The sequence below is a fragment of the Selenomonas sp. CM52 genome (genome assembly GCF_000292955.1).
Classification (GTDB): domain Bacteria; phylum Bacillota; class Negativicutes; order Selenomonadales; family Selenomonadaceae; genus Selenomonas.
Genome location: NZ_ALNM01000003.1, coordinates 101,245 through 116,716, shown reverse-complemented (window position 1 = coordinate 116,716; position 15,472 = coordinate 101,245). Strand labels below are relative to the sequence as shown.

General features: G+C 57.7%; 15 protein-coding genes and 1 tRNA gene. 11 read left to right on the top strand and 5 right to left on the bottom strand.

Features of this window, described 5'->3' with window-relative positions; all coding sequences use genetic code 11:
- Window positions 1-54: 54 nt before the first annotated feature.
- On the bottom strand, window positions 55-489 hold the full coding sequence (locus HMPREF1153_RS00740) for a hypothetical protein (protein WP_009644940.1): 435 nt from the start codon (window positions 487-489) through the stop codon (window positions 55-57).
- On the opposite strand from HMPREF1153_RS00740, the gene HMPREF1153_RS13150 reads away from it, so the two are divergent.
- The 4 genes from HMPREF1153_RS13150 to HMPREF1153_RS00725 are packed head-to-tail and all read left to right on the top strand — an operon-like array spanning window position 488 to window position 4,020.
- Window positions 488-616: a hypothetical protein gene (locus HMPREF1153_RS13150; protein ID WP_255325433.1), complete on the top strand. Its 129-nt coding sequence runs from the start codon at window positions 488-490 to the stop codon at window positions 614-616. The two genes, HMPREF1153_RS00740 and HMPREF1153_RS13150, sit on opposite strands and share 2 nt — an antisense overlap.
- A 54-nt stretch (window positions 617-670) precedes the next feature.
- Complete coding sequence (locus HMPREF1153_RS00735; protein WP_037369311.1) at window positions 671-1,873, top strand: ATP-binding protein; 1,203 nt, start codon at window positions 671-673, stop codon at window positions 1,871-1,873.
- A gap of 55 nt (window positions 1,874-1,928) precedes the next feature.
- Window positions 1,929-2,855: a ketopantoate reductase family protein gene (locus HMPREF1153_RS00730; RefSeq protein WP_009644929.1), complete on the top strand. Its 927-nt coding sequence runs from the start codon at window positions 1,929-1,931 to the stop codon at window positions 2,853-2,855.
- 16 nt (window positions 2,856-2,871) lie between these two features.
- Window positions 2,872-4,020 carry a glycerate kinase family protein gene (locus HMPREF1153_RS00725; RefSeq protein WP_037369348.1) on the top strand — a complete coding sequence of 383 codons (1,149 nt, stop codon included), beginning with the start codon at window positions 2,872-2,874 and terminating at the stop codon, window positions 4,018-4,020.
- A 57-nt stretch (window positions 4,021-4,077) separates the two neighbouring features.
- Here HMPREF1153_RS00725 and HMPREF1153_RS00720 read toward each other — a convergent pair.
- A tRNA-Val gene (locus tag HMPREF1153_RS00720) sits at window positions 4,078-4,154 on the bottom strand.
- Window positions 4,155-4,429: 275 nt separating this feature from the next.
- On the opposite strand from HMPREF1153_RS00720, the gene HMPREF1153_RS00715 reads away from it, so the two are divergent.
- Complete coding sequence (locus HMPREF1153_RS00715; RefSeq protein WP_009644902.1) at window positions 4,430-5,242, top strand: Fic family protein; 813 nt, start codon at window positions 4,430-4,432, stop codon at window positions 5,240-5,242.
- Window positions 5,243-5,401: 159 nt separating this feature from the next.
- Window positions 5,402-6,106, top strand: a complete 705-nt coding sequence (gene rnhA, locus HMPREF1153_RS00710; protein WP_037369347.1) for a ribonuclease HI — start codon at window positions 5,402-5,404, stop codon at window positions 6,104-6,106.
- A 22-nt stretch (window positions 6,107-6,128) separates the two neighbouring features.
- On the opposite strand, the gene HMPREF1153_RS00705 is transcribed toward rnhA, so the two are convergent.
- From HMPREF1153_RS00705 to HMPREF1153_RS00695, 3 genes are read right to left on the bottom strand one after another with little or no spacing between them, the layout of a single operon-like run.
- Window positions 6,129-7,604, bottom strand: coding sequence for a DUF805 domain-containing protein (locus HMPREF1153_RS00705; protein ID WP_009644949.1), 1,476 nt, complete (start codon window positions 7,602-7,604; stop codon window positions 6,129-6,131).
- 21 nt (window positions 7,605-7,625) lie between these two features.
- Window positions 7,626-8,552, bottom strand: a complete 927-nt coding sequence (locus HMPREF1153_RS00700) for a Ppx/GppA phosphatase family protein (protein WP_009645017.1) — start codon at window positions 8,550-8,552, stop codon at window positions 7,626-7,628.
- 12 nt (window positions 8,553-8,564) lie between these two features.
- Window positions 8,565-9,323 (bottom strand): TSUP family transporter, encoded by a 759-nt coding sequence (locus tag HMPREF1153_RS00695; RefSeq protein ID WP_009644984.1) that lies wholly within the window; start codon window positions 9,321-9,323, stop codon window positions 8,565-8,567.
- Window positions 9,324-9,532: 209 nt separating this feature from the next.
- Here HMPREF1153_RS00695 and uvrC point away from each other — a divergent pair, with 209 nt between their 5' ends.
- From uvrC to HMPREF1153_RS00670, 5 genes are all read left to right on the top strand, one after another.
- Window positions 9,533-11,356, top strand: coding sequence for an excinuclease ABC subunit UvrC (gene uvrC, locus HMPREF1153_RS00690; protein ID WP_037369344.1), 1,824 nt, complete (start codon window positions 9,533-9,535; stop codon window positions 11,354-11,356).
- Window positions 11,357-11,464: 108 nt separating this feature from the next.
- Complete coding sequence (recA, locus tag HMPREF1153_RS00685; RefSeq protein WP_009644930.1) at window positions 11,465-12,550, top strand: recombinase RecA; 1,086 nt, start codon at window positions 11,465-11,467, stop codon at window positions 12,548-12,550.
- Window positions 12,498-12,992, top strand: coding sequence for a regulatory protein RecX (locus HMPREF1153_RS00680; RefSeq protein ID WP_037369309.1), 495 nt, complete (start codon window positions 12,498-12,500; stop codon window positions 12,990-12,992). Before recA ends, HMPREF1153_RS00680 begins: the two co-directional genes overlap by 53 nt.
- A 13-nt stretch (window positions 12,993-13,005) precedes the next feature.
- A complete protein-coding gene (guaA, locus tag HMPREF1153_RS00675) occupies window positions 13,006-14,559 on the top strand; it encodes a glutamine-hydrolyzing GMP synthase (protein WP_009644904.1) in 1,554 nt (517 codons plus the stop codon).
- A 634-nt stretch (window positions 14,560-15,193) separates the two neighbouring features.
- A complete protein-coding gene (locus tag HMPREF1153_RS00670; RefSeq protein ID WP_037369308.1) occupies window positions 15,194-15,394 on the top strand; it encodes an antitoxin VbhA family protein in 201 nt (66 codons plus the stop codon).
- Window positions 15,395-15,472 lie beyond the last annotated feature (78 nt).

The window sequence follows — 15,472 nt, the reverse complement described above, 5'->3', positions numbered from 1 at the left end:
AAATACGGCAGGGGCTTTTGCGAAGCCTCTGCCGTATTTTTTTGCAGTGCGTTTTCAACGCTGCAGCGCTCTGACCTTGGCGATCATGGCGTCACGCTTCTTCCTCTCTTCGCGCGCGCGCGCGACTGCCCGCGCCTTGAAGGCGGCGAGTTCCTCTTCATCCACCATCTCTACAGCGCCTTCCGTGCGGCGGCACGCGATGTAGAGAAGTGTGATCGTCAGCGCCGTTGCCGTGATCGCGATGAAGGAATGCGGATATCCCGTCGCTTCGACGAAGCGCGGCCCCAAGATCCAGAGGACGGCAACGGGCAGCCATGCGGCGAGCATCGTAAAGGCGAAGCCCAGCACGAACGTGTTCTTCATCTTCCCGGAGGAAAGCACGCGGATGGAATAGCCGAAATGGTGTAGCACCGCCATGACGACGTACTGACCGACGAAAAAACCGATGATCGATATGACGACCCAAGCGGCCTGTGGTATCTCTCCCATGACAAAAGCCTCCCTGCATTATCTAATCGCCTTTCATTATACCATAAGAATTGGATTTTCCCAAGGGCAGGAAGAGGGAAAATATGAGCAAGGAGAAAAATTGGTGCATATTTCTAAAGTATATTGAAAAAAACCTTGAATAATAAAAGTTTTATCAGTATAATGAAAAAGGTGATAAAACATGATTATTCGTAAGCTATACTTAGATCGACTGCTCGCGTTTGTGCGCCAACCCATCATCAAGGTGATCACAGGCATGAGGCGCGCGGGAAAATCCACGTTGCTCACCATGCTGGCGGAGCGGCTATTGCAGGATGGTGTGCGTCAAGAGCAAGTGATTCGCATGAATTTCGAGTCCATGATGTTTGATGACGTTCACGATTATCGGCAGCTTTATCGACGGGTGCAGGAAGAAATCGGTACACAGAAGCAGGTGTATTTGCTGCTCGATGAAGTGCAGCAGGTAGAGCATTGGGAAAAGGCGATCAATTCGCTTTTTGTCGAGGGCGTCGCCGATATTTACATCACGGGGTCGAACGCGAAGTTGCTCTCTTCGGAAATATCTACGCTTCTAGCGGGACGCTATGTGGAGATTCAGATGCTGCCGCTGTCCTTTCGCGAGTACATGGATTTCCTGCCCGAGGGCGAAAAGGATCGGGACGCTGCTTTCGCGCAGTACCTGCGCTACGGCGGCTTGCCTGCGATTCCCGGGCTGCCGCAGCAGGATGAGACGATCGAACTCTTTTTGTCGGGGATTTATCATACGGTCTTGTTGAAAGACGTCGTGGAAAGGAGTGCTGTGCGCGACCCGGCGCTCCTTTCGCATATGCTTCGTTTTCTCGCAGACAATATCGGCAATCCCGTTTCGAGCAGTCGCATCAGCGGTTATCTGACGAGCCATGGAAGGAAGGCCAGCACATATACCATCGACAATTATCTGCACACCTTGGAGAGTGCGTTCATCTTTTATCGTGCGCCGCGTTATGACATCAAGGGAAAGCTGTATTTGAAGACGCAGGAGAAATATTATATCGTCGACAACGGCATCCGCAATGCTTTGCTGGGCTTTCGCGACGGCGATTACGGGCACATTTTGGAGAACATTGTCTATTTGGAACTTCTGCGGCGCGGTTATACGGTCGGCGTCGGCAGGATCGGGCGGATGGAGGTGGATTTCGTGGCGCAGCGCACCGATCGCAAGCAGTATTTCCAAGTGGCTGCCACGGCGCTGGAAGAAGTGACGCGAGAGCGCGAACTGCGTGCCCTTGCTGCGATTCCCGATCAGTACGAGAAGACGCTTCTGACGATGGACAAGTCGTACATCAAGGATTTCAATGGAATCCGCAATGTGAATATTCTTGATTTTCTATTGGATGATTTATGATATAATCAAAGGAGTTTGCAAGCAGGTTCCTACTATACGGAGGGAGGCATTTACAATGAAATTTGCGATGTTCGGCGCGGGCGGCACGGGCGGGGTGCTCGGCGGCTATCTCGCGCTCGCGGGGCACGATGTGACGTTGATTGCACGCGGCAGACACTTGGAGGCTCTGCAGAAGGACGGTCTGACGATCGAGTCGGCGCACCGAGGCACGCTCCATATCAAGAACGTGAAGGCGCAGACGGCGGAGGCTTACGATGAAACGCCCGATGTGCTCTTCGTCTGCTGCAAGTACTACGCGCTTCCCGACGCCATCGCGTTCGCGAAGCGTGCGGCAGGCCCCGATACGCTCATCATTCCGATCTTGAACGTCTTCGGCACGGGCGAGGTCATGCAGAAGGATTTGCCGGGGTTGACCGTGCTCGACGGCTGCATCTACATCTTCGGAAATCTCAAGGCGCCGGGCGTATTGGAGCAGCCGCAGAAGATCCTGCGCGTGATCTTCGGCTTCCGTCCCGATCAGGATAAACGCTTGGAGGCGAAGGCAAAGGCGCTCGAAAAGCTCCTGCAGGATGCTGACATCCGCGGACACTACAGCTTCGACATCCGCCGCGATGCGCTGACGAAGTTCGGCTTTGTCTCGCCGATGGGCGCGGCAGGGCTTTATCACGATGCGACGAGCGAGGCGTTTCAGAAGGAAGGCGCGGTGCGCGACACGTATCTCGGCCTGATCCGTGAGGTCGAGGCGCTCGGCAAGGCGATGGGGATTGTCTTCGAGAAGGATCTCGTGGCAACGGGCATTGCCTTCATCGATGCGTTCGAGCCAGGACTCAAGACGAGTATGCAGCGCGATGTGGAAAAGGGAGGACTTTCCGAGTTCGACGGACTCGTGAACCGCATCGTCGCTCTCGGCGAACGCTATCATGTGCCCGTGCCGCTCTATAAGAAGATCAGCGACTGGGGCAAGTCGAAGGGCATCAAGTGAAATGGGACGGGAAATCATGAAAATCATCGTAGCGATTGATTCTTTCAAGGGAAGTCTTTCCTCTCTTACGGCGGGCGAGACGGCGGCGCAGGCGGCACGCGAGGTGTTCCCCGAAGCTGAGGTGGAGGTCTTTCCACTGGCGGATGGCGGCGAGGGCACGGTCGATGCGCTTGTCGAGGGACTTTCAGGCGAGGTCGTGCGCCTCGCTGTCACGGGTCCTTTGGAAAAGCCCGTCGAGAGCCGCTTCGGCTTCCTGCCCGAGTTGCATACGGCGGTCATCGAAATGGCAGATGCGGCAGGATTGCCGCTCGTGCCCGAAGGCGAGCGCGATCCGCGTCGCACGACGACGTACGGACTCGGCGAACTCATGCTCGCCGCCATCGATCGCGGCTGCCGTGACTTCATCATCGGCATCGGCGGCAGTGCGACGAACGACTGCGGACTCGGCATGCTCACGGCGCTCGGCGCACGCTTTTTCGATGCGGCGGGAAAGGTTGTGGGAAGGACGGGCGGCGATGTTGCCGCCGTGCGGCGCATTGATCTTGCGGGGCTTCATCCTGCGCTCAAGGAGTGCCGCATCCACGTCGCCTGCGACGTGACGAATCCGCTCTATGGCCCCTTGGGCTGCTCGCATGTCTACGGTCCGCAGAAGGGGGCGACGCCTGAGATCGTCGAGGAAATGGATGCGGCGATCCGGGCTTTCGCCGGATTGGCGGAAAGGGAACTTGGCATCGAGGGTGCACAGGTGCCCGGCGCGGGAGCGGCGGGCGGGCTCGGCTTTGCTTTTCACTCGTTTCTCAAGGCGGAGTTGAAGCCCGGCATCACGCTCGTGCTCGACGCTCTGGGCATAGAGAAGGCGCTTGCGGACGCAGACATCCTCCTGACGGGAGAGGGGCGCATGGATCGGCAGACCGCGATGGGAAAAGCGCCGGTCGGCGTCGCCAAGCTCGCCAAGATGAAGAGTCCGAAACTCAAGGCGATTGCGCTGTGCGGCTGCGCCCTGCCCGATGCCGAGGCGGTGAACGAAGAAGGCATTGACGCCTACTTCCCGATTCTCCACCTGCCGATGACGGTCGCAGAAGCGATGGAGGAAGAAACGGCGTGCCGCAATCTCAGGCAGACCGTGCGGCAGGCGCTTCTGCTCTATCGGGCGGCGCAAGGATAGCAAAGCCTGTCGGATATAAAAGAAAAGCCGCTGCGCGAGGCGCAGCGGCGAAGATTCTGGTGCTCATGGAGGGACTCGAACCCCCGACTTCCACCATGTGAGGGTGACACTCTAACCAACTGAGTTACATGAGCAGTATTGGGTTGAACATAAGATGTATTATACACGATTTTTTGTCCTTTGACTAGCCCTGAAAAGTAAAAAAATCGCCGTTATGCACATTTTTTTGTGGATAAAAAAGGTGACTCTGTGGATAAACCTTGAAATACGCTCAATCATTCACTGGTTATCCACAGGGAGTGGGGGAAATTTGTGGAGAAGCAATGAATTGGTTGTTTTTGCCTAAATGAAAACCAATGTGGGAGATATGTCTGGAGTTGTGAGATGCAAGAGACGGAGGTGAGGCGTGATGGGAAGTTTGGAGAAGAAGGTCGAGCTTTTTTGCGAGGTCTTTCCCAAACTCAGCGACTTTGAGAAGGAGGATTGGGAAGAAAATTTTCTCGTGGAATTTACGCACGATTCGACCTCCATCGAGGGAAACACCTTGACCTTGATTGAAACGAAGATGATTCTTGCCGACAAGATCGTTCCGACGGAAACGACACTGCGCGAATTGGATGAAGTGCGCGGCCACGCAGAAGCGTGGCAGTTTGTTAAGGATTGCGTGAAGCGGCACGTTCCTCTGACGGAAGGCATCATCAAGGACATTCATGAAAGAGTCGTTCCCGCGCGGGGCATCGGCGGCATTTATCGCAATATTCCCGTGTATATCCGCGGTGCGCGTCATGTGCCGCCGAATCCGCGCAAGGTGTGGGAGGCGATGAAGGATTTCGCCTATCGCATGGAGCATGACGATTTTGCCGATCCGCTCGAAAAGGCGGCATGGCTTCATGCGGAGTTTGTCAGGATTCATCCGTTTCAAGATGGAAATGGGCGGACGGCGCGCCTTCTTATGAATTATCATTTGCTGGCGCAGGGTTTTCCACCGACTTCCATCAAGTTGAAGAACCGAGGCGCGTATTTCGCTGCTTTGGAAGAGTATTCCGTGGGCGGGCGTCTTACGTCGTTCTTGCAGTTGCTGCAGCAGAATATGGAGAGGGAATTGGAGGCGTTCTTCACGATGTATTCCCTGCACATGGATGTGCCGGAGTTGCAGAGGAGGAGGCCGGAACTGGCGGCTTTGGCGATGTCCTATAGAGAACAGGAGACTGCGAAGTCTTGATGGGACGGCTTTCCGGAAGAAGTGTAAACTACACGCACAAACGTCCACCTTGTGGACATTGTGCGCCGCCCTTAATGAAAGTTACCCAATCAGTCTGCGCCCTTCGGGCTTGACTTCTTGGACTTTCATAGTAAAAAAGGTTTGGGTGTGAATAAGAAAATGACTCAAAAATTTTATGCCGTGCGTGCGGGACGTGCGACGGGAATCTTTCTTACATGGGAGGACTGCCGCGCGCAGGTAGAAGGCTTTCGCGGCGCACGCTATAAGAGCTTTCCGACGGAGGAGGAAGCCCGCGCCTGGCTTACGGCGGCGCAGCCTTTGTCGGCGCTCTTCGAGGAAGAGGAAGCCGCGCCGACGCGCCGTGCGCCCGTGCTCAAAAAAAGCGCCGCAAGGGGCGGCGCAGCGAATGAAGCGGCAGACGATGACAGCCTCTGCCATGTCTATACGGACGGCTCGTGCCTTCGGAATCCGAACGGGCCGGGCGGCTGGGCGGTCTGTATCGTGCGCCCGGGCGAGAAGATGGAGACGCTTTCGGGCGGCAATCCTTCGACGACGAACAACCGCATGGAGATGACGGCGGCGATCGAGGCGCTGCGTCATCTGCCCAAGCGAGAGCCGATCGTGCTGTCGACGGACAGCCAGTATCTGAAGAACGGCATCACGAAGTGGATCTTCAGTTGGAAACGGCGCGGCTGGAAGAAAGCGGACGGGACTCTCGTCCTCAATCAGGAGCTTTGGCAGGAACTCGATGGCCTGATTGCCGGGCGAAGCATCATCTTCCGCTGGGTCAAGGGTCATGCGGGGCACAAGTATAATGAGATCTGCGACATGTTGGCAAAAAGAGAAGCACAAGCCTTTTTATGAAGGTTTGTGCTTCTCTTTTTGCCTACTGCCGCTCCAGCGTCGATTCGCCATAATCGTTGACGGTCACGGAGCCTTTGACGAAGACGAGGGCGGCGAGCAGGAAGACTTCGTAGATTTCGAGGGCGAAGGCGGCGGCGATGATTTCGAGACCGAACGGTTCGCGTGCGAGGATGCGAGGGTCGCCGCCGAAGAACGCGAGGCAGCCGATGAAGGCGAGCGTGAGCGCGAGCGGCACGCCCGCGAGCCAGCCGCTTCTGCCGATGTCGTGCAGACGCTGTGTGACGATGCCGATGGGCAGGATGGCAGCGAGGGCGCAGGAGACCGATGTGCCGTAGAGAGCGACGAGATTGCCGAGAGGCTGCGGCAGGCGCTCCGCCGTTTCCAGCACGACGAAGACGAGCAGCGAGACGAAGAAGAGGAGGAAGAGCAGGCGCAGTAAGAAGCGCTTGCGGTTCATGCGCCCCTTGAGTTGGATCATGCGCAGGAAGAACGGATAGTCCTCCTTGGGGCGCTCCGCGATATGGGGGTGCAAATCAGCGGCGCTCTCGGGTGAGCCGGAAGCATTGCTCGAAAACTCTCCTTCGGCAAAGATCAGATAGACGTGCAGGAGGATGAGCAAGGCGAGTGCCGCGCCCCCATAGGGCAGGACGCTCTTGAGCAGCAGATGATCGGGAGCGACGCCCAAAAGCGGCGGCAGATCGAGGAAGAGGAGCAGTATACGACCCTCTTCGGCGAGCGCGAGGATAATGAGCGGGCAGATGACGGCGATGAGCCATGCTGTATCGCCGTAGCCGAGGTCATGCCAGCGCCGCATGGCCGCGCGCAAGAATACGATCAGCAGAAGTGCGAGAGGCACGCTGATGAGGAGGATGGCGGCGAAAGCGGCCGCGAGCGAGATGTTTTCCGACGGCATGGGGCGGCCTGCGCCGAGCCATGAGAGGACGGCAGCCGTCACACCCGTGACGAGCGCGGCGAGGCCTGCCGCCGCGAGCAGACTGCCGATGAGGTGCAGGACGAAGAGCTTTTGCCCCATGCGGCCTTCGGGCGAGAGCCATTTTTCGAAAAGCCCCTGCAGGAAGCCGCCGCGCGGCGGCGGCTTCACCTCTTCTTCCAATTCGGCTGCCATCTCGCTGCGCTTTTCCTCGTCTGCGAGCAATTCCTGCAAGAGTTCGGCGGCACTTTGGCGCGGCCGCGCTTCGCCGTTCGGCGGTGTTCTTTCCTCGATGCCGTCTTTTTCTGCCTGTGTCTGTCTTTCTGCCGATATCTCTGTCGTGTCAAGGCTGTTCGTGTCGGTTCGCCCGCCTAGTCTGTCCAGCCTGTCCAGCTCGTCCAGCTCGTCTATATCCTCAGAGCCATCGCTGTCGTCTGTCGGTGATTCTTTCGCTTTTTTCGAAGGGAGCAGCATTTCTTCGAGCGCCGCTTCACTCGAAAAGCTCTCGCGTCTCAGGCGTTCTAGGATGCTTTCCGTGTCTTCTGCCGCCTTGCCTGTTTTTGCCATCGGTCATGTCTCTCCTTCGATTCATATCGTTCTCCTGCTTGATTCCTTCAAAATGCGGTCGTAGATGTAGCCTTCGCGCACGCCCGAGTCGCTGTAGGCGATGGAAGAAAGTGCGAAGCGTTCGGTGAGAAGGCCGGCGATGACGAGACCGGGCAGGAGCGTGTGCATGCGGTCGGGAACGGTGCGCATGAGATGCATGGCGTCATCTTCTGTGAGATGGCGATCGCGCAGGAAGCGCGCGAGCAGCGCATCGATTGCCGCGCGTGTGATCGTCCGGCCGTCCGAGGCGGAAAAGAGAGCGGCAGAGAGCGCCGCTGCGCCCTTGAAAGTGCCGCCGATGCCGCAGGCGGGAAGCCCCTGGAGTCCTGTGAAATCTGCGGCGGAATCGAGGATGCGTGCGGCGTCCGTGCGCATCCTCGCGACTTCCTCGCGAGACGGCAGGAGCTCTTTCGTGAATTTCGTGTGCAGGTAGAGAGAGCCGACGGGAAGGCTCGTCTTGCGCACGATTTTTTGCGCCTTGTAGTGAACCATCTCCGTGCTTGCGCCGCCGATGTCGAAGAGCAGTCCTTCTTCAGCGGCAAGGTCGTGCGTCGCGCCGATGAAGTCAAGCTCCGCTTCTTCTTCGCCGCGTATTACATAAATATCCAGTCCTGTGCGTGTTTTGATTTCCGCGATTGCCTCGCGGCTGTTCGCGGCGTTCCTCAGAGCGCCCGTTGTGAAAATTGAGACGTTCTCGATGTGCAGCGCCGCAAGGAACTTTTGGAAATCTTCGAGCGCGTAGACGAGCCGCTTGATGCCGCGCTCTTCGAGCACGTTGTCGTGCATAAATGAGGCGAGTCCCACCGTCGTGTCCTTTTTCTTCATGATTTGCTCCACGGCGCTGTCCTTGATTTGGTAGACCGCCATGCGCACGGTGTTGGAGCCGATGTCGATGATTGCGTGTATCATGGGAATCCTCCGTTATTTGCCAAAAAGGTCGAAGAGCTGCTTGCCGATGAGCACGGTCGTCACGGCGATGAAGAGCGGCCGTACATAGGAACTTCCCTTCTTGATGGCGAGGCGCGCGCCGCACCAGGCGCCGACGATCATGGATATGCCCATGGGGATGGCGTAGGTGAAATCGACGAGACCGAAGTAGGCGAAGAGCACGACGGCGGCGAGGTTGCTCGCAAAATTCAGTGCGCGCGCGTTTGCCGCCGCGCCGAGAAAGTCGAAGCCCACGAGCAGGAAGGCGAAGAGCATGAAGGAGCCTGTACCCGGTCCGAAGAAGCCGTCGTAGAAGCCGAAGGTGAAGGCGACGACGGCGGAGAGCAGGAGAACGCGGCGCGTCATGCCACGGTACTTGTTCTCGCGTCCCCAGTCGCGGCGGAATATGCTGTAGAGGAGCACGAGTGCGAGCATGACGACGACGAGAGGGCGCAGGAAGTCGGGCGGCACCTGCCGCACGACGAGCACGCCGACGGCGGAGCCGAGGAGCGTGATGGGAAAGAGCAGGCGGATGAGCTTCATATTGACCTTGCCGCTCTTGATGAAGGAGATGAAGCTCGTGCACGCGCCCATGACGGCAGCCGCCTTGTTGGTGCCGAGCACCTCTAGGAGCGGCAGCCCAGTCATCATCAGCGCAGGGATAGAGATCAGCCCGCCGCCGCCGACGACAGCGTCGATGAACGCTGAAAAAAAGCCCATGATGCAGATGAAGAGCAGCATTTCCAAGCCCATGATTCAAGCCTCCCCACTAATGTTGTATTTATATAGTACTATGAAAGTCCAAGAAGTCAAGCCCGAAGGGCGCAGACTGATTGGGTAACTTTCATTAAGGGCGGCGCACTTTTGTCCACGAACTTCTGCCGTGGCAGGAATTTCCTGCCGTGCGGCGAATAGAAATCTTTCAAGAGCAGAGAGCGCATGCGGAAAGCGAGGGGAAGCAAGTGACGGAAATCGTGGAAGAGAAGCTCAAGCTGCTGCCGGATTCGCCCGGCGTCTACATCATGAAGGACGCGAAGGGGCGCATCATCTACGTCGGCAAGGCCGTCGTCCTCAAGAACCGCGTGCGGCAGTACTTTCAGAGCAGCAAGCACCAAGCGCCGAAGGTGCGAGCTATGGTCGCGAAGATTGCCGACTTCGAGACGATCCTCACACATTCGGAGGTCGAGGCGCTGATCTTGGAGTGCAACCTCATCAAGAAGCACCGCCCGCGCTACAACATCAGCCTTAAGGATGACAAGAGCTATCCGTACCTCAAGGTCACGCTGGCCGATGAGTATCCGCGCGTCGTGGTCACGCGGCGCGTCACGAAGGACGGCTCGCGCTACTTCGGCCCCTATACGTCAGCGGGCGCGATGCACGAGAGCGTGAAGCTCCTGAAGAGACTCTTCCCGCTGCGCACATGCAAGAACATGAAGGTCGAACGTCCATGCTTGGAGTATCACATCAAGCGCTGTCTTGCGCCGTGCTGCGAGCCGGTTGACAAGGAGGAGTACGGCGCGATGATCCGCGAGGTCTGTCTGTTCCTCGAAGGTCGGACGGAGCAGGTGGAAAAGGAGCTTTCGCGCCGCATGACGGAGGCGGCGGAGGACTACGACTTCGAGCGGGCGGCGCGTCTGCGCGATCAGCTCGCCGCCGTGCGCAAGGTGGCGGAGAAGCAGAACATCGTGACGGGATCGGGCGACCAGGATGCCATCGGCATGGCGCGATCGGGGCTGGGCGCGGTCGTCATGGTCTTTCTCATACGCGCGGGCAAGATGGTCGGGCGCGAGCACTTCCTGCTCTCGGGCAGTGAGGAGGAGACGGACGAGGCGCTTCTTACGGCATTCTTGAAGCAGTACTACCATCGCGCAGCGTTCGTACCGCGCGAGATCCTGCTGCCGTTTCCCATCGAGGAGACGGAACTTTTGGAGGGGTGGCTCGCCGAGCGCAAGGGAGCGAAGGTGGCGCTCGCCGTACCGCAGCGCGGCACGAAGCACGACGTCGTCGAAATGGCTCGTTCCAACGCGGAGAAGTACATCGCGGACGAGGCGGCACGCATTGAGCAGGCGAACGATCAGACGCTCGGTGCGGTCCGGGAGCTTGGACGCTATCTCGGACTCAAGGAAGAGCCGATGCGCATGGAGTGCTTCGACATCTCGCACAATCAAGGCTCGGAGACGGTCGCCTCGATGGTCGTCTTCGAGGGCGGCTTGCCGAAGAAGTCCGACTATCGGCGCTTCAAGATACGAAGCGCCGAGGGAAAGCCCGACGATTTCCTCTCGATGCGCGAGGTGACGGAGCGTCGCTACACCAAGCTCGCGGAAGACGAAATGCCCGACCTCATCATCATCGACGGCGGCAAGGGACAGCTTTCGTCCGCGCTGGAAATCATCCGCGGCGCGGGGCATCTCGATGTGCCCGTCGTCGGGCTTGCCAAGCAGTTCGAGTACATCTTCACCGAGGGCAGTTCCGATCCCGTGATCCTGCCGCGCCGCAGCCAGGCGCTCTACCTCATCGAGCGCATTCGCGACGAGGCGCACCGCTTTGCCATCACATACCATCGCAAACTGCGCGGCAAGCGCAATCTCGTCTCCGTGCTCGACCATATCGCGGGCATCGGACCCAAGCGGCGCAAGGTGCTCTGGAATCATTTCGGCACGATCGCGAAGATCAAGGCGGCGAGCGTCGAGGAGCTTGCCGCCGTCGACGGTATGACGCTTCCCGCAGCGGAAGCCGTGAAGAATTTCTTCCTCGCGCAGGAGAAGATGCTTGCGGGGGAGGAATAGCGCATATCACTGCGTTTCAAGTGATTTCTTTTTTGAAGACGTTGCGTAAAGAATCGCTGTTCTATATAATAGGGGAAAGAGTCAATCGAAGGAGGAGATCATACTTTTATGGATAGAGAAGAAGCTTTGGCAAATGCCTTAAAGCATATAGAGAAAGAATTTGGCAAAGGATCGATCATGCGCCTTGGCGAGGCGTCGGCAAACATGAACGTGGAGACGATTCCGACGGGCATTCTGCCGCTCGACGTCGCGCTCGGCGTCGGCGGCCTGCCGCGCGGGCGCATCGTCGAGGTTTATGGCCCTGAAAGCTCGGGCAAGACGACGGTCACCTTGCACATGATCGCTGAGGCGCAGAAGAATGGCGGCATCGCGGCATTCATCGACGCCGAGCACGCGCTCGATCCCGTCTATGCGAAGAAGCTCGGCGTCAATATCGACGAGCTTTTGATTTCGCAGCCCGATACGGGCGAGCAGGCGCTTGACATTGTTGACGCTCTCGTGCGCAGCGGCGCGATCGACATCATCGTCGTTGACTCCGTGGCGGCACTCGTGCCGAAGGCGGAAATCGACGGCGATATGGGCGATCAGGTCGTCGGCATGCACGCGCGTCTCATGAGCCGCGCCATGCGAAAGCTCACGGGATTCATCAGCAAGTCGCGCACGGTCGCCGTCTTCATCAACCAGATTCGTGAGAAGGTCGGTGTCATGTTCGGCAGCCCCGAGACGACGACGGGTGGCCGCGCCCTGAAGTTTTATTCGACCGTGCGCCTCGACGTGCGCAAGACGGACAAGATCATGCAGGGGCAGGAGATGATCGGCAACCGCACGAAAGTCCGGGTCGTCAAGAACAAGGTTGCGCCTCCTTTCAAGACGGCAGAGTTCGACATCATGTATGGCGAGGGCGTCTCGCGCGTCGGCACGGTGCTCGACATCGCGACAGACTTTGACATCATCGAAAAGAGCGGCTCGTGGTATTCCTACGACGGTTCGCGCCTCGGCCAGGGCAAGGAAAATGCGAAGAAGGCTCTAAAAGAAAAGCCCGAGCTGGCCGCTGAGATCGAGGAGAAGGTGCGTGCCAAGCTCATGGAACAGGCGACGGCAGCAAAAGATGGGGAGGTAGAGCGTGTCCCCGATGACGAGAATGAGCGAGAAACCGCAGGAAAACAGTCGGAAGCGGCAGCGGACGAAGATTGAGAAGACGGCGCTGATGAAGGCGGTCGACCTCCTCGCGCGTGCCGAGCACAGCACGGCGCATCTCGCGCGAAAACTCGCACAGCGCGGCTATGAGGAGGAAGAAATCAAAGCGGCGCTCGCCACCTTGACGGAGCGCGGCTATCTCGACGACGAAGAGGCGTGCCGCCACCAGTTTGCGTTTCTTTACGAAGAGAGCCGCCAGAGTGTGCGCCAGATTACGGCGAAACTCATGCAGAAGGGGTTTTCCGCGGCGCTCATCGCTGACTGCGTGCCGGACGATACATTTGAGCGCGAGCGGGATGCGGCGGGGCGATGCCTTGCCCTGCATTTCAAGAAAAATGCCGATGCACAGAAGATGCTGCAGCATCTTTATCGGCGCGGCTTCTCGACTGCCGTCTGCCGCGCCGCCGTTGCTGACTTCACCGAAGAGGAAGAGGATTGAAGGAGGATTTGCCTTGCAGAAGGATAGCCATGAATTGATTGTCGTACTGGACTTTGGCGGTCAGTACAACCAGCTGATCGCACGCCGCGTGCGCGAGTGCAGCGTCTACTGCGAGGTGCATCCGCATACGATCCCTCTGGAGAAGCTTCGTGCGCTCGCGCCCAAGGCGATCATCTTTACGGGCGGCCCTGAGAGCGTCTACAAGAAGGATTCCGCGACGTACAGCGAGGAAATTTTCTCCCTCGGTATCCCCATCCTCGGTATATGCTACGGTTCGCAGCTCATGGCACACAAACTCGGCGGCAAGGTTGAGACGGCGCCTGTCAGCGAGTACGGCAGGACGGAGCTTCAAATTGCGGACGGGGCGTCCGTGCTCTTCGCTGATGTACCGCAAAAGAGCATCTGTTGGATGAGCCACACCGACTACATCGCCGAAGCGCCCAAAGGCTTTCGCGTGACGGCAAAGACCGCGAACTGCCCCGTCGCGGCGATGGAAGATGCGGCACGAAAGCTCTATGCCGTGCAGTTCCATCCCGAGGTCATGCACACGGAATACGGCACGAAGATTCTTGAAAACTTTGTGCGCCGCGTCGCGCTGTGCAAGGGCGATTGGCAGATGTCGGCCTTCGTCAAGACGACGGTCGACGCTCTGCGCGAGAAGATCGGCGCGGGCAAGGCGCTCTGTGCGCTTTCGGGCGGCGTCGACTCCTCCGTGGCGGCGGTCTTGCTCTCGAAGGCGATCGGCAAGCAGCTGACGTGCGTCTTCGTCGATCACGGCCTCCTCAGAAAGGACGAGGGCGACGAGGTCGAGGCCGTGTTCGGCGCGGAAGGTCCGTACGACTTGAACTTTATCCGCGTCGACGCCAAGGAGCGTTTCTATGAAAAACTCAAGGGAGTGACAGAACCGGAGAAGAAGCGCAAGATCATCGGCGAGGAATTCATCCGTGTCTTTGAAGCCGAAGCGAAGAAGATCGGCAAGGTCGATTTCCTCGTGCAGGGGACGATTTATCCCGACGTCATCGAGAGCGGTCTCGGTAAGTCCGCCGTCATCAAGAGCCATCACAACGTTGGCGGACTGCCCGACTGCGTCGACTTCAAGGAAATCATCGAGCCTCTGCGTCTCTTGTTCAAGGATGAGGTGCGAAAGGCTGGCCGCGAGCTTGGCATCCCCGAGCATCTCGTCAATCGCCAGCCGTTCCCTGGCCCCGGCCTCGGCATCCGCATCATCGGCGAGGTCACGGCGGAGAAGGTCAAGATCGTCCAGGAGGCCGATGCCATCTATCGCGAAGAGATCACCAAGGCCGGCGTCGACAAGACCCTCGGCCAATACTTCGCCGCGCTCACGAATATGAGAAGCGTCGGCGTCATGGGCGACGGCAGGACGTACGACCATGCCATCGCGCTCAGAGCCGTCCTCACGAGCGACTTCATGACCGCCGAGAGTGCGCCTCTCCCTTGGGACGTCCTGCAGAAGGTCACGAGCCGCATCGTCAACGAGGTCAGGGGCGTCAACCGCGTGCTCTACGACTGCACCGGCAAGCCGCCGGGGACGATCGAGTTCGAGTAGTTGCCAAAACGCCGCAACCCCTTGATATGAAAGGAGTTGCGGCGTTTTGTTTTGCATCGTGACCATCCATGGAACTGCATATTCATATCTTGACTTCTGTTTTCGGTAGTGATAAAATGCTTAAAGAAATCAGTTGATGACATACGTCAACCAATCGAAAAGCCCCGACGGGAGTGATGACCCGAAGGGGCTTTTTGGTGCGCTGATGAGGCGCATCTTGCTGGTGTCACATCGCAGCTGGTTTCTACTGCGCCAGCATCTGCAGGATCAGCGTCCCGAGGATGCTCCCAAGGATACTGATGAGCAGGGAAACCATGAAATCAATCAATGACATTGTGTCAACCTCCCTCCTAGCCGGATTGGCTTGATGAGGGCCATGGCAGTGATAGTATATCATATTTCAAAGTTTAGAGCATAAAGTATATGAGTTACATCGACCAACCGCGTTCCAACGGCGGCAAGCAGCGAAAACTCGCCCAGCAGACTGTTGTCGCAAAAACTACGAAAATGTGCATAAAGGGAGTATTTTCTTTGATATAAAGTCAATATTTTCAAGGCCTGTAGAATGTTTTTGATGTGTGGAGTTTGAGTGGTATAATATAAGTGGTCTTATTGTATGAATGGGGGAATGGATATGGAATCTAAGGAAGAAATGAGAAAAAACGTGGACTCGGCAATCAAGGTGCATGAATTGGAAGGTTTTAAGTTTACGGAGGAGGAACTGGCGGTTTTCGATCGCATTGCGAATCTCGAGATCACGACGGAGGAGGCAAGAGAGATATTCCGTGAGAAGCTGGCGGGGAAAAAGAGGCGAAGATTGTATGAGCGCAAGTGATCCATATCTGCAACCCAACGGGGTCTTGAGAAATAAGTTGGGGATACAGGATGGGTATGAGTTCTTGGCTTATGAGAA